This window comes from Geothrix sp. (genome assembly GCF_020622065.1).
In the GTDB taxonomy this organism is placed as follows: Bacteria; Acidobacteriota; Holophagae; order Holophagales; family Holophagaceae; genus Geothrix.
Window position 1 is genome coordinate 800256 of sequence record NZ_JAHRYQ010000002.1, and the last position, 18968, is coordinate 819223.

Sequence of the window (18968 nt, forward strand, 5' to 3'; positions counted from 1 at the left end):
AGATTCCTGTCACGCCAGCTATCATGGCCGGTCCCCGGAGGCCCCATGGCCCATCCCACCTTCCAGGTCGAAACCGTCCACCTGTCCCAGTTCCGTGAGGGCAGCGCCCGGGACCGCGCCGAGTTCATCCGGGTGCTGGGCGACAGTTTCCGGCACACGGGCTTCGTGAAAGTGGCCGGGCACCGGGTCCGGCAGGCTGATGTGGACGGTGCCTACGAGGCGGCCCGGACCTTCTTCACCCTGCCGGAGGAGGTCAAGCGCCGCTACCTCGTGCCAGGCTCCGGTGGCGCCCGGGGCTTCACCCCCTTCGGCAGCGAGCATGCCAAGGACAACCCCGTGGGCGACCTCAAGGAGTTCTGGCATGTGGGCCAGGAGCTGCCGGCGGACCACCCCCTCAAGGCCCTCTACGGCGACAACCTCTGGCCCGAGACCGAGGTCCCCGGCTTCAAGGGCCACACCCTGGCGCTCTACCGGGCCCTGGAGGATTGCGCAGGCACCCTGCTGGAGGCCCTCGCCCTCTACCTGGGCCTGCCCGAACGGAGCCTGGCGGACATGATCGTGGACGGGAATTCCATCCTGCGCATCATCCACTATCCGGCCCTGCGGGATCGCTACCTCGAAGGCGGGGTGCGGAGCTCCGCCCACGAGGACATCAACCTCATCACCCTGCTGCCCGCCGCCACGGATTCGGGCCTGCAGCTGCTGGGCCGCGACGGGACCTGGCGCGCCGTGGATGGCCTGGCCGGCGAGATCGTGGCCGATGCGGGCGACATGCTGAGCCGCCATGTGAACCTGAAGATCCCCAGCACCACGCACCGGGTGGTCAACCCCGACAGCCCCGAGGCCGTGCGCTACTCCATGCCCTTCTTCTGCCACCCGCGGCCCGAGGTGCTCCTCGACTGCCCCGGATCGCTCCTGGGCCCGGGCGAAGCCAAGCGCTTCGAGCCCATCACCGCCCACGCCTTCCTGTTGCAGCGCCTGCGGGAGATCGGGTTGATCTGACCCGTTTGAGGGCGCCCTGGAGGCGGGCCGCCCCCTGGGGATCCAGATCGGCCAGCCGGACCTGCACCGCCAGAGCCTCCTCCCGGCGTCCGAGATCCACCAGCAGCAGCCCCAGGTCCAGCCACAGCTCCGCCGCCAGAGGGCGGTAGCGGAGGGTGGTCTGGAGCGTGGCCACGGCGGCTTCGCGCTGGCCCAGCATCTGCTGGCAGTGGGCCAGACGCATCCAGGCCTCCGCATCATCGGGACGGAGGGCCAGCCCCTTCTGGAAGGCCTCCGCTCCCGCGGCGAACCGCCGGGCATTGATCCGGGCGCAGCCCAGGTTCATCCAGGCCAGGGCGTAGCCGGGCTCCAGGGCCAGGGCTTCCAGGAAGGCCCGCTCGGCCTCATCGAACCGGTTGAGCTGGTCCAGGGTCGTCCCGAGGTTGTTCCAGGCCCGGGGCTTCTGCTGAAGTTCCAGGGACCGGCGGTACGCTCCGACGCTTTCCTGGAGCACGACGGGCGGCACGCCTTGGCCGGCCTCCGCCGAGGCCCGGGCCGAGCGGTCGAGGGCCAGCCCCAGGGCCAGCCAGGCATTGGGATCCATCGGCAGGTCCCGGACCCACTGGCGCGCAGCCGTCTCCCAGGCGGGCCAGTTGCGGGGGTCCGCCGCGAGCGCCCCCAGAAGATCCGCGTCCTGGACTCCGGGCCCCGTCCCCGGGTGGCTCGTGTCGGCCAGGTCCGGCCGCGCCACCAGTTCCCGGATCCAGTCCACGGGCACGGCGAAGCTCAGCCGGGGGCTGGCCGCGAAGGTGAAGCTGGTGAGCCCCAGCAGGCGCCCCTCCGCGTCGAACAGGCCGCCGCCGCTGTTGCCGGGCAGCGCCATGGCATCGCTCTGGAGCAGGCGGCCCTCTTCGTAGTGCCAGATGCCCCGAAGCCGCCCCCGGGATACCACGAGGTCCTGCCCGCCCGGATATCCCATGGCCACCACGGCCTGTCCCACCTCCGCGGGCGCCGGGGCCAGCGTCACTGCAGGCACGGTCAATCCCGGCACCGTGAGCAGGCAGAGATCTCGGGCCCGGTCCATCCGCACCCGGGTCACCCGCCAGGCCTCGGAGCCCCGGTACACCACGAGCCCGTGCCCCCCTTCCGCCACATGGGCGTTGGTCGCCACGAGGCCGGGCGCCACGACCACGCCGCTGCCCTGGTGGGCCTGGATTCCCCCGAGGGGGCTCCGCACCAGCAGCACGGACTCCTGGGCCCGCCGCAGCAGGGGGATGGCCGAGGGAGGCGCGGCTTCCTGAACCGCCGGCAGCGCCACCCCGGGGAGGATCATTCCGGGTCTTGCACGCCGAGCCCGGCCCCCTGCAGGTGGCGGGGGAGGGTCGTGGCGCCTGGGCTGCTCAGGGCGTTGCCACCCGTTCCGCCTGTGGCAGGCCGCGGCGCTGCGGGCGCGGGGCGGTTGCCGGGCTGGGCCAGCATGGCCCGCATCTGCTCGGCCGTGGCGAAACGCTCCAGGCGGGAGAGCTGTTCTTCGGTGGGGAAGCCTTCGTAGCGGACCCGGCGGGGCCCCCAGATGGCCACGGCCTCGCCCCGGAGTTCCTGGATGCGCGGCAGGGTCTGGCGCCAGCAGATGGCCAGCGGCTCGCCATTCGCCGCGGAGAAGGCGATGAGGTCCGTCTCGGGCAGCAGCACGGGCGTGCCGGCCTCCCAGGACGCCAGCGTCAGCGGCTTGCCCTGGGTGGTCTTCACAATGGCGACGGAAGCGGGACGGCCCAGGGCCGGATCCAGATCCTTCTCCTGGATGCGCAACGCCTCGATGAGGTCCAGGTGCTTCAGTTCCCGCTGGGGCGCGGACATGGGGTGCGGATCCTGAAGCCGGGCGGTCATGAGCTTGTCGTCGATGCGCTCCAGCACGGCCAGTTGAAGCGCTGGACGCCCCGCCTGGATCATGCGGCCCACCTCGTCCATGAGCTTGGGCAGCAGGATCTGCGGTGTGGCCAGCAGGGTGTCGGCGGCGGGAATGGCGAGGAAGGGATGCTGGTCCTTGAAGAGCCCATGCCAGATCTCCGGCAGCAGCAGGCGGGCCGCGTCGAACCCGTCGCGCCAGGGACCGCGGTAGATGCCGGAAGGCAGGCGCTCGAAGGCGCCGCCGCTGCGGTGACGCAGGTGATCCAGGGCCAGCTCCAGCACATCGTCGGCGGGCTGGTCCCAGAGCTTCAGCCAGGCGCTGGGCATCACCACCTCGCCCACGCGGATGCGCTGGCGCAGGCCGTCGATGAACCCGCGGCTCCAGCGGCCCTCCCGCTCCGCCTGCCAGGCGGGAACCAGCTCCGGCAGGAGGTGGTCCTGGGCGTCGATCCAGGGCTCGGGCAGCGGCAGGCCCTGCTGGTGGAGCTCGGCCACCGCATCCGCCCAGGCCTCCCGCTCCTCCGGTTTCCGATGGGCCTCGAACCCGGACGCCAACCCTTCCAGGCCGGGCAGGGACGACGGAACGCCCCTGGCCTCCAGGAGGGCCGCCAGCCCAGGCAGGGGCGCCTCCTCGGCGCGAGAACGGAATCGATCGAAAAAGCCCATTTTTGGAGATCCAATCAAACAGTCCATTCTGACGCAGGAAAGGAATTTATGCTTGGGATATGGAGCCCCTCGACACCCTGGGCCGCCCCCTGAGGGCACTGCGCATCTCGGTCACCGACCGGTGCAACTTCCGTTGCACCTATTGCATGCCCAAGGAGGTCTTCGGGCCCGACTACCCCTTCCTGCCCCGGGAGGCCCTCCTCAGCTTTGAGGAGATCACCCGGCTGGTGCGGATCTTCGCAGGCCTCGGCGTCACCAAGCTCCGCCTCACCGGGGGCGAACCCCTCATGCGCCGGGAGCTCGCCAGCCTGGTGCGCATGCTGGCTGCGGTGCCCAGCATCGAGGACCTGGCGCTCACCACCAATGGCGCCTTGCTTCCGGATCAGGCCGCGGCCCTGCACGACGCGGGCCTGAAGCGGCTCACCGTGAGCCTGGACACCCTCCGTCCGGACCGCTTCCGCGCCCTCAGCGATACGGACCTGCCCCTGTCCCGGGTGCTGGAGGGCCTCACCGCCGCCCGGGCGGCCGGCTTCAGCCGCCTCAAGCTCAACTGCGTGCTCCAGCGCGGCGTGAACGAGGACGAGATCCTGGATCTCGCCGCCTTCGCCCGGGAGCGGGGTCATTCCCTCCGCTTCATCGAGTTCATGGATGTGGGCACCACCAACGGCTGGCGCATGGAATCCGTGGTGCCCGCCGCCGAGGTGCATCGCCGCCTCCACGAGCGCTGGCCCCTGGAGCCCGTGGACGCGCCCCGCGGTGCCGTGGCCCGGGAATGGCGCTACCGCGACGGCCAGGGTGAGCTGGGCCTCATCGCCTCCGTCACGGCCCCCTTCTGCCGGGGCTGCGACCGGGCCCGCCTGTCCGCCGACGGCCACCTCTACACCTGCCTCTTCGCGGGCGAGGGGCTGGATCTCAAGGCCTTCCTCCGCAGCGGCCACACCGACGCGGACCTCGCCTCCCTCCTGGCGTTCCACTGGAAGCGGCGGGATGACCACTACTCCGAGCTCCGGCACGGCGCCACCCCCGGCCTGCCCAAGGTCGAGATGTCCCGCATCGGCGGCTGAGTCCAGGAGTCCCATGAGCATCCCCACCCGATTCGCCGCCCTGCTCCTCACCACGGGCCTGCTGGCCGCGCCCCCAGCCGCGGTCGTCCATGGCGGGGCCGGCAGTCCCCGCACCCGCATGGATGGCACTGATCCGGCTGCCGCGAAAGCCCTGGCCGCCCTGAAAACCGGCGCTTCCGCGCTGGACGCCGCCCTGGCCGGCGTGATGGTGCTGGAGGACGATCCCCGCTTCAACGCGGGCACCGGCGCCAACATCCGCCTCGACGGCAAGACCATCCAGATGGACGCCGCCTGCATGGACGGCGCCACCGGCGGCTTCGGAGCTGTGGCCGCCATCGAGCGCGTGAAGAACCCCGTGCTCGTAGCCCGCAAGGTCATGGACACGCCCCACCTCCTCATCGTGGGTGAGGGCGCCACGCGCTTCGCCCGGGCCATGGGATTTCCCGACTACGACCCCACCTGCGCCGAGAACCGGGCCCGCTTCCAGCGCGTGCAGAGCATCCTCCAGGGTTCGGATCCGCGCCAGATCGAGGCCTGGAAGCGCTACGACTGGAAAAAGGCCTGGAACTTCCCCACGCCCCTGAAGGAGGCCCTGGGCTCTCCCGACACCGTGGGCTGCGTCACCCGGGATGCCCAGGGCCGCTTCGCCGCCGCCATCAGCACCGGGGGCACCACCATCACCTTCTACGGCCGCGTGGGCGATGTGCCCATGTACGGCGCGGGCATTTATGCCGGGCCCAAGGGCGCCGTGGCCTGCACCGGCAACGGCGAGGACATCGTCAAGCACCTGGTGGCCAAGACCACCTACGACCTGCTGGCCAAGGGCCTCTCCGCCCAGAAGGCCGTGGACCGCGCCCTCGCCGCCTTCCCCGCCCGCATCGACCTGGGCCTCGTCGCCGTCGGTCCCGCCAGCACCGGCGGCGGCTGCAACTACTCTGCCGAGAAGAAGCAGTTCGGGACGGACTACCGGAACCAGATGGCGTGGAGCGCGGCGCAGTAGGCCCTCACATTTCCCCCGCCCTCGGGTAGCTGCCCAGCACCTTCATGGAGGCGCAGGCGCCCTTCAGCTCGGCCAGGGCTTCGGCCATAAGGGCGTCGGCGGCGTGGCCTTCGATGTCGAGGAAGAAGGCGTATTCCCAGAGCTTGCGGCGGGTGGGGCGGCTCTGGATGCGGCTGAGGTTCAACCCGCGGCGGGCCAGTGGCTCCAGCAGGTGGAGGAGGGCGCCGGGGCCATCCTGGGCCATGGCCAGCAGGGTGGTGCGATCTCGCCCCGTGGGCTCGGCGGCCTTCGGGCCCAGCACCAGAAAGCGCGTGGCGTTGGCGGCCAGATCCTGGATCCGCGTCTCGGCCACCTTGAGGCCGAACAGCTCCGCGGCCAGCTCCGAGGCCACGGCAGCCCCTTCCGCGTCCTCCCGCGCCAGACGCGCCGCTTCGGAGGTGGATGGCGCCTCGATGCGGTCGGCCTGGGGAAGGTGCGCCTCCAGCCAGCGGCGGCACTGACCCAGGGCCTGGGGATGGGAATAGACCCGGCGCACGGCCCCCAGATCGAGCTCGGGTCGCAGCAGCAGCGCCTGATCCACAGGCAGCAGGATCTCCGCGCAGATCCGCAGGGGGCTGTCGAGGAAGGCGTCCAGCGTGGAGTCCACCGCCCCTTCAGTGGCGTTCTCCACAGGCACCACGCCGTAGTCGGCCCGGGCCCGCTCCACCGCCTGGAACACGGCCTGGATGGTGCCCTGGGGCAGGGACTGGCTGGAGCCGCCGAACTGGTGGCGGGCCGCCAGGTGGGTGAAGGTGCCCTCGGGCCCCAGGAAGGCCACCCGGAGCGGCTTCTCCAGGCTGAGGCAGGCGCTCATAATTTCCTGGAAGATCGTGCGCACGGCCGGAGCCGGAAAGGGCCCGCCGTTCTCCGCCTCGAGGCGCGCAAGGACCTCCCGCTCGCGCTTCGGGGCATGGAAGATCCCCTCGGGCGCGGCGGCCGTCTTCAGGCGGCCCACCTCGGCGGCCAGGGCGGCCCGTTGGTTCAGCAGGGTCAGCAGCTCGTCGTCCACGCGGTCGATGGCCTGGCGGAGGCCCTGGAGGGGATCGGATGGCGTCGGGATCACGAGAGCTCCTGAAATGCAGAAACCCCCGAGCCGTGAGGTCTCGGGGGCGATGGCGGAAGCGGTTCAGGTCTAGAAGCCGTCCACCCCCGCACCCGGGGTGCGAAAGCTGAAGGCGAAAAAGCAGCGGGGAGTCGGCATGACGGTCCTGACACCATGCCCGAAAGCCGGGCAGGTCCGCAAGCCGTCAGGCGCCGAGATGGGTAATGACTTCTGCCAGGCAGGCCGCCCACACCTCGTCCGGAGTCTCTTCCAGGAAGAACTCCACGGCGCGGCCCGCCGGCCGGGCCTCGGGATGCTGGGACCAGGCCTCGAACAGGGCGTCCAGGGGGGCGGCATCCAGGGGGTTGTGGCGGAACTTGTGGGATTTCCGGGCCCGGTCCGGCTCGGGCCCCCGGAGACAGACGCCTTCGCGTCGCGTGGCCACGAAGGTGAAGGCCTGGACCCACTTCCCGTCCATGAGCTGGTTGAAGTGCAGGAAGGCCCCGTGGTGGCTGCGGGAGTAGTCGAACACCCGGTGCTTGCCGCGCCACTTGCCCACCCAGTGGGTGAGGAGGACCGCCAGGCGGGCCCGCTCTGAAGGGTGCTTCAGACAGCTCTGGGCGTAGGGCAGGAATTCATCGAGCAGGTCCACGGCAACTCTCCAACAGTATCCACCCTACCGCATGGAAGATCCCGAGGGTGCAACCGGGCCCAGGTGGCTACCATGGGGCCGGTTTCCATCCCTCCCATGACGGCGCCCCCACTCCCATCCACCCCTCCGCTCACCTCGCCCCGGGGTCCGTCCCTGCTTGCTCTGGCCGTCCTGCTGGTGAGCCTGGGCGCGACGCTGCTGTCCTGGAGCGTCGCCCGCCGCAATCAGGAACAGCGGGACCTGGCCCGGCTCAACCGGTTCGTGGGCCGCACCGAACAGAGCCTGAAGAACCGGCTGGGCCGCTACGAGGACATCGTTCGGGGGGCCCAGGGCATGTTCGCCGCGGACCGGGGTGAGCCCGGCGTGGAGGAATGGCGGGCCTTCGTGGGCTCGCTGGCCCTCCAGGAGCGGCACCCGGGCCTGTCGAGCCTCGCCTTCATCCGCCGCGTTCCGGCCGCCGACCTGGATGGCTTTCTGCGGGACCGGCCGCAGCTGAGGGACCGCTACCATCGACCCATCTCGGATCCCCTGCCCCTTCGACACCCGGGCCAGGATGCGGACCACCTCATCATCGAGCTCTGCGAATCGGGCGCCCGGGGGGCGGCCGCCCTGGGACTCGATGTCGGCGTCAGCCCCACCCAGCGCCTCGCAGCGGAACGCGCGGCCGAGACGGGCCAGCCCACGCTGTCCGGGCTGCTCTACTTCACCCTCAAGGAGGGCCGTCAGGATGCCGTGGCCCTGTTCATGCCCGTCTATTCGGGGCCCGGCCTGCCCGGCACGCCGGAGGAGCGCCACCGCCACCTCAAGGGCTGGGTTTCCGCGGGGATCCTCCTCCAGCCGCTCCTGGAAGACCTCCTCCGGGGCGAAGACGCCGGTGTGGCCCTCAGCCTCGTGGACGCCTTCGCGCCCCAGGGCCCCCAGCAGCTGATGGCCAGTGAGGGCTGGCCCCAGGGCGGGACACCTGAAGCGATCCAGAAGCTGGAGGCCGGGGGCCGCGGCTGGCAGCTCCGCTACGCGGTCAAGCCGGGCTTCTACCGCACCGAGGGACGGAACCAGCCCTTGCACCTGCTGATCGGCGGGCTCGTCATCAGCCTCTCGCTGGCGGCCGTGGTCTGGTCCCTGGCCGGCACGCGGGTGCGCGCCCTCGCCCTGGCCCACGACATGAATGCGACGCTGTTCGAGGCCCTCCAGCGGAATCGCAGCCACCTGGAATCCACGCCCCTGGCCGTGATCGAGACCGACGGCGCCTTCCGGATCCGCGAGTGGAATCCAGCCGCGGAGCGGATCTTCGGCTACACCCGGGAGGAGGCCCTCGGCAAGGACACCCGGGACCTCGTTCCCAAGGAAGGCCAGGCAGGGGTGGCCGCCCACCGGGAGGCCCTGCTCGGCGGCACGGATGGCATCCGGGCCACCATGGAGAACCTCACCCGGACCGGCCAGCGGATCCTCTGCGATTGGTACAACACGGCGCTGCGCGACGAGCGGGGCCGCTTCCTCGGCGCCATCTTCATGGCCGACGATGTCACGGAGCGCCGGCGGGCCGAGAGCGCCCTGCGCCAGGCCCAGAAGCTGGAGAGCCTGGGCGTCCTCGCCGGGGGCATCGCCCATGACTTCAACAACCTCCTCACGGCCATCCTGGGCAATACCGAAGTGGCCCTGGACCTCGCCAAGGGCAATCCCCGCCTCCTGCACGCCCTCCAGCGCGTCGAGGCCACCACCCAGCGCGGTGCCGACCTGGCCCGCCAGTTGCTGGCCTATGCGGGCAAGGCCCACTTCTCGGTCCAGCCCCTGGATCTGAACGGCATCATCGTCGAGATGGGCGACCTGCTGTCGGTCTCCATCTCCAAGAAGGTGGTCCTGCGCCGGGACCTCCAGCCTGGCCTCCCGCCCGTGGAAGCAGACAGCGCACAGTTCCAGCAAGTCGTGATGAACCTGGTGATCAACGCCTCCGAGGCCATCGGCGATCGGCCCGGGAAGATCATCCTCCGCACGCGGGCGGCCGAATACACCCAGGCCCAGCTCTCCGCCGCCTTCCCGGGCCAGGTGCTGGAGCCCGGCCTCTATGTCCGCATGGAGGTGGAAGACGACGGCAGCGGGATGGACGCGGAGACCATCGGCCGCATCTTCGACCCCTTCTTCACCACCAAGTTCACGGGCCGGGGCCTGGGCCTCTCCGCCATGCTCGGCATCGTGCGGGGCCACCGGGCGGGCATCCGGGTGGAGAGCACGCCGGGCGAGGGTACGACCTTCATCCTGCTCTTCCCCGCCGGCGAGGCCACCGTCACCATCCCGCCCCCCGAGGCCCAGCCCCGGCCCGCGGTGTCGGGGACCGTGCTGGTGGTGGATGACGAGGCCATCCTGCGTGACCTCGCGCGGACCGCCCTGGAGAACGCGGGCTTCCAGGTGCTGGAAGCCCGGGACGGCCTGGAGGCCGTGGAGGTGATCCAGGCGGGCCGGACCTCCGTGGATCTGGTGCTGCTCGACATGACCATGCCCCGCATGGGCGGCGCGGAGGCCTTCCGGAAGATCCGGGAACTGGCTCCTGGCATGCGGGTCCTCCTCACCAGCGGATACACCCAGAAAGAGTCCCTGGAGTCCCTGGAGGACTTCCCCCCGGACGGCTTCCTCCAGAAACCCTTCCAGGTGAGGGAGCTGGTGGCGAAAATTCGGGACATTCTCACCGATTCACCCCGGAGACGAACGCCTGAATGATTAATCCGGAATGCCTTTTCCATTAGCTAAGTCCTTGCGATTCCAGCGTCCTGTGGCATGGGTCACAAGTGTTCCCAATTAGGTTTTTAGACACAGAATTCCCCCTCCCGTCATCGCATGCTGAACGGATCTGGAGGCCTCCATGTCTGAGTCCGAAGCGGCCACGAACCTGATCAGCGCTGGGAATCTTCCCACGCCGAACTGGCACGCCACCCATGAAGAGGCCCAGGGCCAGCTGACGCGCATGTCCGAAGCCCTGGGCGCGGGCGACTGGAAGGGCGTGGACCGGGGCGCCCGGTGGATCTTCGAGGTGCTGCGCGTCCACAACGAGGCCGAGGAGCGGGAACTGTTCCCCCTCCTGGAGGAGATCGGCGCCGAGTCCCTGCACCAGCGCCTGCACGAGGATCACCGCCAGATGTGGGATCTGAACCTGCAGCTGCTGGCCGAGATCAACGACGGCCAAGTGCGCGCCCCCCGCTCCCTCACCCTGCTGGGCCAGCGACTGGTGGACCTGATCCGCGAGCACATCGAGACGGAAGAGCACCTGATGCTCCCCTTGCTCAAGGGCAAGACCCTCTACTGGTCCGACGACGAGACCCAGGACGGCTACCTGATCCTCGAGAAGAAGCTCATCGCCCCCGAGACCTGGTCCTTCATCGTGCAGGCCCCCCAGGTGGCCCGGGGCCGCAAGCCCGGCCAGTTCTTCATGGTGGCCCCCTTCCCCGAGAGCGAGCGCATCCCCCTCACCCTCGCCGGCGGCGATGCCCGCCGAGGCTACATCCACTTCATCATGCAGGAGGTGGGCGCCACGACCCAGGCCATGGGCAAGCTCAGCGCGGGCGACCGCCTCTACGCCGTGGCCGGCCCCATGGGCACCCCCACGGAGCTGGTGGAGGAAGGCACCATCGTCCTGATGGCCGGCGGCTACGGGTCTGCGGCCATCCTGCCCGCGGCCGAGGAGCTGCACGCCAAGGGCCGCCGCGTGATCACCATCCTGGGCGGCCGCAGCCGGGAGCGCGTGCTGCTGGCCGATGAGCTGGGCAAGGCCTCCGCCGAACTGATCATCACCACCGATGACGGCACCCTGGGCCGCCAGGGCCTGGTGACGGACGCCCTCAAGGACATCATCGCCCGGGAGAAGGTGGCCCAGGTGGTGGCGGTGGGCCCCCTGCCCATGATGCGGGCCGTGTCCGACCTGACGAAGCCCCACGGCATCTTCACCCTCGTGAGCCTCAACGCCCTCATGGTCGATGGCACGGGCATGTGCGGCGGCTGCCGCGTCAGCGTGGGCGGGCAGACCAAGTTCGCCTGCTTCGACGGTCCCGACTTCGACGGCCACCAGGTGGACTTCAACATGCTCCGCATGCGCCAGGACTGGTACAAGCAGGAGGAGAAGGACATCTGCGATCCCTCCGAATGCAAGATCGGCCGCGTGGCCGCCACCGGCCCCGTGGACTACTCGCAGTACCTCAACGAGCCTGTGACGGAGCTGGACTGGCAGAACCTGGACCTGGGCGCCATCAAGCCCAGCCAGAAGATGAAGATCCCCCGCCAGGAGATGGCCTGCCAGCCGCCCGAGCTGCGCGTGTGCAACTTCGACGAGGTGAGCCTGGGCCTGTCGCCCGAACAGGCCAAGCTGGAGGCCGCCCGCTGCATCATGTGCAAGCACCCCGCCTGCATCGAAGGCTGCCCGGTGAGCATCAACATCCCGGCCTTCCTGCAGCAGATCGTCAATGACGATCCCCAGGCCGCGGCCCGCGTCATCAAGGAAAGCTCCTCGTTGGGCTCCGTCTGCGGTCGTGTCTGCCCGCAGGAGAAGCAGTGCGAGATCAAGTGCGTGGTGGGCATCAAGGGCCTGCCCGTGTCCATCGGCCGCCTGGAGCGCTTCGCCTCGGATTCCATGCTGGGCTCCCAGGAGCTGCCCCCGGTCGAGGCGGCCACGGGCAAGAAGGTCGCTGTCATCGGCGCGGGCCCCGCGGGCCTCACGGTCGCGGGGGAGCTCATCAAGAAGGGCCACCAGGTCACCGTCTACGACGCCCTCCACAAGCCCGGCGGCGTGATGCTCTACGGCATCCCCGAGTTCCGCCTGCCCAACAAGATCGTGGATCAGGAAGTGGACACCCTTCGCCGCCTGGGCGTGAAGTTCGTCATGAACACCCTGGTGGGCCGCAGCATGACGCTGGAGGATCTCCGCCAGGAGAACGACGCCATCTTCATGGGCACCGGCGCCGGCCTGCCCAAGATGATGGGGATCCCCGGCGAGGAGTTCAAAGGCGTCTACACCGCCAACGAGTTCCTCACCCGCATCAACCTCATGCGTGCCGACCTCTTCCCCGAATACTCCACGCCCGTGACCATCGGCAAGAATGTGATCATCGTCGGCGCTGGCAACACCGCCATGGACGCCTCCCGCGCCGCCCGCCGCATGGGCGCCGAGAAGGTCACGGTGGTCTACCGCCGCACCATCAATGAATCCACGGCCCGCAAGGAAGAGCTCGAGCACGCGATGGAGGAGGGGGTCGAGTTCAAGTTCCTCACCACCCCCGTGCAGCTCCACGGCAACGAGAAGGGCTGGATGACCCACGCCGAATGCGCCGTGATGGAGCTGGGCGAGCCCGGCCCCGACGGCCGCCGCAGCCCCAAGATGACCGACGAGCGCATCATGATCCCCTGCGAGACCCTGGTGGTCGCGCTGGGCTTCGATGTGAACCCCCTCCTGGCCATGACGGAAAAGGGATTGCGGACCCTCAAGGGGGGGGTTGTTGTCGTCGACAATGAAACTGGCGAGACCTCCCTCCCGGGCGTCTTCGCAGGCGGCGATGTCATCACCGGTGGCGCCACGGTGATCCTGGCCATGGGTCAGGGCCGCCGGGCCGCCGCCGCCATCCACAAACGCCTTTTGGGGGAAGCTCAGGCTGTGGTCTGACCACCTGACCCTTTGTGATCAAATCGACCCGCTCATCACATATGATGTTCAAAGTGTGATTTTTGTCTTGATGCCCATTGCCGGCAACGCCCCCAAGGACCCCGGAAGGAGTGAACCATGAGCCAGCGAGTGATGAAGACCCTCGATGGAAATGAGGCCACCGCCTCAGTCGCCCATCGCCTCAGCGAGGTCATCGCCATCTATCCCATCACGCCCTCGTCGAACATGGGCGAGTGGGCCGACGAATGGAGCTCCCAGGGCAAGACCAATGTCTGGAAGACCATCCCCTCGGTGATCGAGATGCAGTCCGAGGGTGGTGCCGCCGGCGCGGTCCACGGCGCCCTCCAGGCCGGCAGCCTGACGACGACCTTCACGGCGTCCCAGGGCCTGCTCTTGATGATCCCGAACATGTACAAGATCGCCGGCGAGCTGACGCCCTTCTGCATGCATGTGAGCGCCCGCACCCTGGCCGCCCACGCGCTGAGCATCTTCGGCGACCACTCGGATGTGATGTCCTGCCGCATGACCGGCTTCGCCATGCTCTCCTCCGAGAGCGTCCAGCAGGCCCATGACTTCGCCGCCATCTGCCATGCGGCCACCCTGCGCAGCCGGGTGCCCATCCTGCACTTCTTCGACGGCTTCCGCACCAGCCACGAGGTCGCCAAGATCGAGATCCTCAACGACGAGGACCTCCGCCACATGGTGCCCGACGAGCTGGTGGCCAAGTTCCGCAAGCACGCCCTGACGCCCGATCACCCGGTGATCCGCGGCACCGCCCAGAACCCCGACACCTTCTTCCAGGCTCGCGAGGCCTGCACCCCCTACTACAAGGCCTTCCCGGCCATCATGCAGCAGGAGATGGACCGCTTCGGCGCCCTGACCGGCCGCAACTACCGCCTCTACGACTACTACGGCCACCCCGAGGCCGAGCGCGTGGTGGTCATCATGGGCTCCGGCTGCGATGTCACCCACGAGTATGTGGAGTGGGCCGCCAAGCAGGGCGAGAAGGTGGGTGTCCTCAAGGTCCGCCTCTTCAGGCCCTTCGCCATCGAGGAATTCGTCCGCGCCCTCCCCGCCTCCGTGAAGAAGATCGCCGTCATGGACCGCTGCAAGGAGCCCGGGTGCCCCGGCGATCCCATGCACATGGATGTGATCTCCGCCCTGCGCGAAGGCCGCGAGGAAGGCCACACCACCCTCGACCCCATCGTCGTGGGCGGCCGCTACGGCCTGTCCTCCAAGGAATTCACCCCCGCCATGGTCAAGGCCATCTACGACAACCTGGCCAAGGACAAGCCGAAGAACCACTTCACCATCGGCATCATGGATGACATCAGCCACAGCTCGCTGACCTACGACGCCAGCTTCGATGTGGAACCTGCCGATGTGACCCGCGCCCTCTTCTATGGCCTCGGCGCTGACGGCACCGTGGGCGCCAACAAGAACTCCATCAAGATCATCGCGGAAGAGACGGACAACTACGGCCAGGGCTACTTCGTCTACGACTCCAAGAAGTCCGGCGCCATCACCATCAGCCACCTGCGCTTCGGACCCCGGCCCATCAAGAGCGCCTACCTGGTGACCAAGGCGAACTTCATCGCCTGCCACCAGACCAGCTTCCTCGAGAAATACGAGATGCTCGAGACCGCCGTGAAGGGCGCCACCTTCCTGCTGAACACGCCCCACAACAGCGAGACGGTGTGGGACACCCTGCCCAAGGAAGTGCAGGAGGCCATCGTCGAGAAGCAGCTCAAGTTCTATGTGATCGACGCCTACGAAGTGGCCAAGAACACCGGCATGGGCGTGCGCATCAACACCATCATGCAGACCTGCTTCTTCGCCATCTCCGGTGTGCTGCCTCGCGAGGAGGCCATCGCCCAGATCAAGAAGGCCATCAAGAAGACCTACGGCAAGAAGGGCGACGCCATCGTCCAGAAGAACTTCGTGGCCGTGGATGAAACCCTGGCCCACCTCCATGAAGTGAAGGTGCCCGCCACGGTCTCCTCCACCCGCGTGCGGCCCCCCGCGGTGGCTGCCGAGGCTCCGGACTTCGTCCAGCGCGTCACGGCCGTGATGATGGAGGGCAAGGGCGACCTGCTGCCCGTCAGCGCCTTCCCGATCGACGGCACCTGGCCCATGGCCACCACCAAGTGGGAGAAGCGCAACATCGCGCTGGAGATCCCCGAGTGGGATGCCGCCCTCTGCATCCAGTGCAACAAGTGCGCGATGGTCTGCCCCCACGCCGCCATCCGCGCCAAGGTCTACGATCCCGCGGCCCTGGCCGGCGCCCCTGAGACCTTCAAGGGCGTGGACTACAAGGGCCCCGAGTTCAAGGGCCAGAAGTACACCATCCAGGTGGCCCCCGAGGACTGCACGGGCTGCACCCTTTGCGTGGAAGTCTGCCCCGCCAAGGACAAGAGCAACCCCAAGCACAAGGCCATCGACATGGTCGCCCAGGCCCCGCTCCGCGAAGCCGAGGCCGCCAACTTCTCGTTCTTCCTCGACCTGCCCGAAGCTGATCGCACCAAGGTGAAGCTCGATGTGAAGGGCACGCAGTTCCTCGAGCCGCTCTTCGAATTCAGCGGCGCCTGCTCGGGCTGCGGCGAGACCCCCTACATCAAGCTGCTCACCCAGCTCTTCGGCGACCGCACGCTGATCGCCAATGCCACGGGCTGCTCCAGCATCTACGGCGGCAACCTGCCCACCACCCCCTACGCCGTGAACAAGGATGGCCGCGGTCCCGCCTGGGCCAACAGCCTCTTCGAAGACAACGCGGAGTTCGGCCTGGGCATGCGTCTCTCCGTGGACAAGCACCAGGAGTTCGCCCTCGAGCTGATGCACCGCCTCGTCGCCAAGCTCGGTGATGAACTCATCACCGGCATCGCCACCGCCGACCAGAGCACCGAAGCCGGCATCAAGGCCCAGCGCGAGCGGGTCGAGATCCTCAAGCAGAAGCTGACCGGGCTCAACGAGCCCGAAGCGAAGATGCTCTATGACCTGGCCGACTACCTGGTCAACAAGAGCGTCTGGATCGTGGGTGGCGACGGCTGGGCCTACGACATCGGCTACGGCGGCCTCGATCATGTGCTCGCCTCTGGCCGCAATGTGAATGTGCTGGTGCTTGATACCGAGGTCTACTCCAACACCGGTGGCCAGGCTTCCAAGTCCACGCCCATGGGCGCCGGCGCCAAGTTCGCCATGGCCGGCAAGAGCATGCCCAAGAAGGACCTGAGCATGATCGCCATGAGCTACGGCGGCATCTATGTGGCCAAGGTCGCCTTCGGCTTCCGCGACGCGCAGACGGTGAAGGCCTTCCAGGAAGCCGAGTCCTACAACGGCCCCAGCCTCATCCTGGCCTACAGCCACTGCATCGCCCACGGCTACGACCTGGCCCACGGCTGCGACCAGCAAAAGCTGGCCGTGGACTCCGGTCACTGGCCGCTCTTCCGCTTCGACCCCCGCCGCCTGGAAAAGGGTGAGGCGCCGCTGCAGATGGATTCCGGCGCGCCCAAGGTGCCCATGCTCCAGTATGTTCGCAACGAGACGCGCTACCGCATGATCGAGCAGCAGAACCCCGAGCACTTCCAGAAGCTCATGGCCCAGGCCCAGCTCGACACCACCAACCGCTACTCCGTCTACGAACAGCTCGCCAAGCTGTCCGTCACGGCCAAGGAAAGCTGAGGGAGACGACATGAACCTCTCGACCACCTACCTCGGCCTCAAGCTGGCCCATCCGTTGATGGCGGGCGCCTCGCCCCTGGTCGATGACATGGGCATGGTCAAGCGCCTCGAAGATGCCGGCGCCTCCGCCATCGTCATGCACTCGCTCTTCGAGGAGCAGATCACCCGCGAAGAGCAGGGCATGATCATGGACATGGAGCTGAGCTCCAATTCCAGCGCGGAAGCCATCTCCTTCTTCCCCCAGCCTGATGAGTTCCGCCTCGGCCCTGAGAAGTACCTCGAGCAGCTTCGTCGCATCAAGCAGGCCGTGGCCGTGCCCGTCATCGCCTCCCTGAACGGCACCACTCCGGCCGGCTGGCTGCACTATGGCCAGCTCATGGAACAGGCCGGCGCGGACGCCCTCGAACTGAATGTCTACTACCTGGCCACGGATCCCACGGAAACCGCCGCCGCCGTGGAAAAGCGCACCCTCGACGCCGTGCGCGCCGTGAAGGCGCAGGTGAAGATCCCCGTCGCCGTGAAGCTCTCGCCCTTCTTCTCCTCCCTGGCGCACTTCGCCGGGGAGCTGGAGACGGCTGGCGCCGATGGCCTGGTGCTCTTCAACCGCTTCTTCCAGCCCGACATCAATGTGGAGGAGCTGACCGCCGAGCCCAGCCTGCAGCTGTCCGGGCCCGAGGACCTGCTGCTCCGCCTGCGCTGGCTGGCCGTGCTGCATCACCACATGAAGGGCAGCCTCGCCGTCTCCGGCGGCGTCCACGACGGCATCGGAGCCCTCAAGGCCGTGATGGCTGGCGCCGACGCCGTGCAGATGGTATCCGCCCTCCTGATCCACGGCCCCGAGCGCCTGGCCCAGTCCCGCGCCACCCTGGCCGAGTGGCTGGAGGAGCATGAGTACGAGTCCCTGGCCCAGGCCCGCGGCAGCATGAGCCTTCAGAAGTGCCCGAACGCCCAGGCCTTCACCCGCGCGAACTACATGCGCATCCTGAACGGCTGGAGGGCCTGAAACCCTGTTTTTCCAACGAGACCCCCGGCTCTCCGGGGGTCTCGCGCATTGTGAAAGAAAGTACACTCTTTGCTGTGATTGACCTAAAGATCGTCTATCATTCAGAATCGACAACCGCCCATAACCTGCGCAGGTGACCATGCTTCCTCTGTCCCAGTCCTCCGGTTACGCCGTTCTGGCCATGAGCTGCCTTGAGGATCCCGGCGGCAAGCCGACGCTGGTGGTGGATGTGGCGGCCCGCACGGGCTTCCCCCGCCCCTACCTCTCGAAGATGATCCACAAGCTCGCCAAGGTGGGCCTGGTGATGGCCAAGCGCGGCAACAAGGGCGGCGTGGTGCTGGCCCTGCCGGCCAAGGAGATCACCCTCGATCTCATTGCCGAGGCCGTCGACGGTTCCGAATGGCGGAACAAGTGCCTGCTGGGCTTCTCGGAGTGCACCGACGAGCGCGCCTGCCCCGCCCACACCTTCTGGAAGTCCGAGCGCGATCACATCCACCGCTGCCTGAAAGACATCTCCCTCGAGGAGATCCGCACCTTCGAGCAGCAGAGCCGCACCTGGCGCCTGGCGGATGCCCTGCCCGAGAAGAAGCTCAAGCCCAAGCCCAAGAAGGCCACCAAGCCCGCCGGCGCCAAGCCTGCCGCCGCGGCCCGCAAGCCGGCCGCGCCGAAGAAGGCCGCCCCCAAGAAGGCCTAGCCCACCTTTTGAGAGCGCCTGCCAAAACCCGGCCGTCTGGGTTTTGGCAGGCGCTCTCGATTCCCGTCGACGGGCTTGGGTGGAACGATCAGTTGAGCCCGTGGTCCGCCCGGAATCGCTCGACGCCCGGGTCCTGGTGGCGGGCCATGTCCGCCAGCGTGACGCCCCTCAGGCGGGCCAGGATCATGTCCAGCGTCTCTCCCCAGAATTCATGGAGGACGCAGGGCGTCTCGTCCGAGCAGCCGGCCAGCCCCACCAGGCAGCGGTTCCGCCAGGTCACGCCATCGATGGCCTCTGACAGATCCTCCAGGGTGATTTCCGTCGCCGGCTTGGCCAGCACCACCCCCCCGTGGTGCCCCCGCCGCGCGGTCACCAGTCCCTTCTTCGCCAGCTTGTGAACCAGCTTGGACAGATAGGAGCGCGGGATCCCCGTGTAATCGGCCACCGACTCCACCAGGACCGGCTGCCCACCCGGCTCCTGAAGACAGCGCATGGCGCGCAGCGCGTAACCAGTGGTTTGGGATAAGGGCAACACGCGCGCCTCCTGTACTCAGGGTTTCACAGTGGCCTTCTTCAATGAGGATCAGTCGGTAATCTAACGAG

The 18968-nt window shown here is 68.3% G+C and carries 13 protein-coding genes; 8 read left to right on the plus strand and 5 right to left on the minus strand.

The window, feature by feature from the left end:
• The first annotated feature begins 45 nt into the window (after positions 1-45).
• On the plus strand, positions 46-1002 hold the full coding sequence (locus QZ647_RS13175; protein ID WP_291272603.1) for a 2-oxoglutarate and iron-dependent oxygenase domain-containing protein: 957 nt from the start codon (positions 46-48) through the stop codon (positions 1000-1002).
• Here QZ647_RS13175 and QZ647_RS13180 read toward each other — a convergent pair.
• Together QZ647_RS13180 and QZ647_RS13185 are read right to left on the minus strand one after the other, a co-directional pair.
• Entirely contained in the window at positions 950-2314 is a 1365-nt protein-coding gene (locus QZ647_RS13180; protein ID WP_291272604.1) for a tetratricopeptide repeat-containing serine protease family protein, read from the minus strand. The genes QZ647_RS13175 and QZ647_RS13180 overlap by 53 nt on opposite strands.
• The gene (locus tag QZ647_RS13185; protein ID WP_291272605.1) at positions 2311-3555 is read right to left on the minus strand and encodes a hypothetical protein; all 1245 of its coding nucleotides are present in this window, start codon (positions 3553-3555) and stop codon (positions 2311-2313) included. The genes QZ647_RS13180 and QZ647_RS13185 overlap by 4 nt, the downstream gene beginning before the upstream one ends.
• A gap of 59 nt (positions 3556-3614) precedes the next feature.
• Between QZ647_RS13185 and moaA the strand changes: the two genes are divergently transcribed.
• Positions 3615-4619 (plus strand): GTP 3',8-cyclase MoaA, encoded by a 1005-nt coding sequence (gene moaA / locus QZ647_RS13190; protein ID WP_291272606.1) that lies wholly within the window; start codon positions 3615-3617, stop codon positions 4617-4619.
• Positions 4620-4632: 13 nt separating this feature from the next.
• Positions 4633-5619 (plus strand): isoaspartyl peptidase/L-asparaginase, encoded by a 987-nt coding sequence (locus QZ647_RS13195; protein ID WP_291272607.1) that lies wholly within the window; start codon positions 4633-4635, stop codon positions 5617-5619.
• 4 nt (positions 5620-5623) lie between these two features.
• Here QZ647_RS13195 and pheA read toward each other — a convergent pair whose 3' ends face one another.
• Together pheA and QZ647_RS13205 are read right to left on the minus strand one after the other, a co-directional pair.
• The gene (gene pheA / locus QZ647_RS13200; protein WP_291272608.1) at positions 5624-6721 is read right to left on the minus strand and encodes a prephenate dehydratase; all 1098 of its coding nucleotides are present in this window, start codon (positions 6719-6721) and stop codon (positions 5624-5626) included.
• A 184-nt stretch (positions 6722-6905) separates the two neighbouring features.
• Positions 6906-7352, minus strand: a complete 447-nt coding sequence (locus tag QZ647_RS13205) for a hypothetical protein (RefSeq protein WP_291272609.1) — start codon at positions 7350-7352, stop codon at positions 6906-6908.
• 72 nt (positions 7353-7424) lie between these two features.
• Between QZ647_RS13205 and QZ647_RS13210 the strand changes: the two genes are divergently transcribed.
• The 5 genes from QZ647_RS13210 to QZ647_RS13230 all read left to right on the plus strand — a co-directional run bounded on the left by QZ647_RS13210 (position 7425) and on the right by QZ647_RS13230 (position 18365).
• A complete protein-coding gene (locus tag QZ647_RS13210) occupies positions 7425-10064 on the plus strand; it encodes a CHASE domain-containing protein (protein WP_291272610.1) in 2640 nt (879 codons plus the stop codon).
• A 142-nt stretch (positions 10065-10206) separates the two neighbouring features.
• Positions 10207-12990: an NADPH-dependent glutamate synthase gene (gene gltA, locus QZ647_RS13215; protein WP_291272611.1), complete on the plus strand. Its 2784-nt coding sequence runs from the start codon at positions 10207-10209 to the stop codon at positions 12988-12990.
• Between the two features lie 117 nt (positions 12991-13107).
• A complete protein-coding gene (gene nifJ / locus QZ647_RS13220; RefSeq protein WP_291272612.1) occupies positions 13108-16668 on the plus strand; it encodes a pyruvate:ferredoxin (flavodoxin) oxidoreductase in 3561 nt (1186 codons plus the stop codon).
• 10 nt (positions 16669-16678) lie between these two features.
• Complete coding sequence (locus QZ647_RS13225; RefSeq protein WP_291272613.1) at positions 16679-17671, plus strand: dihydroorotate dehydrogenase-like protein; 993 nt, start codon at positions 16679-16681, stop codon at positions 17669-17671.
• Between the two features lie 139 nt (positions 17672-17810).
• Positions 17811-18365 (plus strand): Rrf2 family transcriptional regulator, encoded by a 555-nt coding sequence (locus QZ647_RS13230; protein WP_291272614.1) that lies wholly within the window; start codon positions 17811-17813, stop codon positions 18363-18365.
• An 88-nt stretch (positions 18366-18453) separates the two neighbouring features.
• On the opposite strand, the gene QZ647_RS13235 is transcribed toward QZ647_RS13230, so the two are convergent.
• Positions 18454-18900: an Rrf2 family transcriptional regulator gene (locus QZ647_RS13235; RefSeq protein ID WP_291272615.1), complete on the minus strand. Its 447-nt coding sequence runs from the start codon at positions 18898-18900 to the stop codon at positions 18454-18456.
• Positions 18901-18968 lie beyond the last annotated feature (68 nt).

Excerpts from the sequence above, each read along its gene's own strand:
- QZ647_RS13175 (WP_291272603.1), top strand. The coding sequence starts at position 46 with ATGGCCCATCCCACCTTCCAGGTCGAAACCGTCCACCTGTCCCAGTTC.
- QZ647_RS13180 (WP_291272604.1), bottom strand. The coding sequence starts at position 2,314 with ATGATCCTCCCCGGGGTGGCGCTGCCGGCGGTTCAGGAAGCCGCGCCT.
- QZ647_RS13185 (WP_291272605.1), bottom strand. The coding sequence starts at position 3,555 with ATGGGCTTTTTCGATCGATTCCGTTCTCGCGCCGAGGAGGCGCCCCTG.
- moaA (WP_291272606.1), top strand. The coding sequence starts at position 3,615 with ATGGAGCCCCTCGACACCCTGGGCCGCCCCCTGAGGGCACTGCGCATC.
- QZ647_RS13195 (WP_291272607.1), top strand. The coding sequence starts at position 4,633 with ATGAGCATCCCCACCCGATTCGCCGCCCTGCTCCTCACCACGGGCCTG.
- QZ647_RS13210 (WP_291272610.1), top strand. The coding sequence starts at position 7,425 with ATGGGGCCGGTTTCCATCCCTCCCATGACGGCGCCCCCACTCCCATCC.
- gltA (WP_291272611.1), top strand. The coding sequence starts at position 10,207 with ATGTCTGAGTCCGAAGCGGCCACGAACCTGATCAGCGCTGGGAATCTT.
- nifJ (WP_291272612.1), top strand. The coding sequence starts at position 13,108 with ATGAGCCAGCGAGTGATGAAGACCCTCGATGGAAATGAGGCCACCGCC.
- QZ647_RS13225 (WP_291272613.1), top strand. The coding sequence starts at position 16,679 with ATGAACCTCTCGACCACCTACCTCGGCCTCAAGCTGGCCCATCCGTTG.
- QZ647_RS13230 (WP_291272614.1), top strand. The coding sequence starts at position 17,811 with ATGCTTCCTCTGTCCCAGTCCTCCGGTTACGCCGTTCTGGCCATGAGC.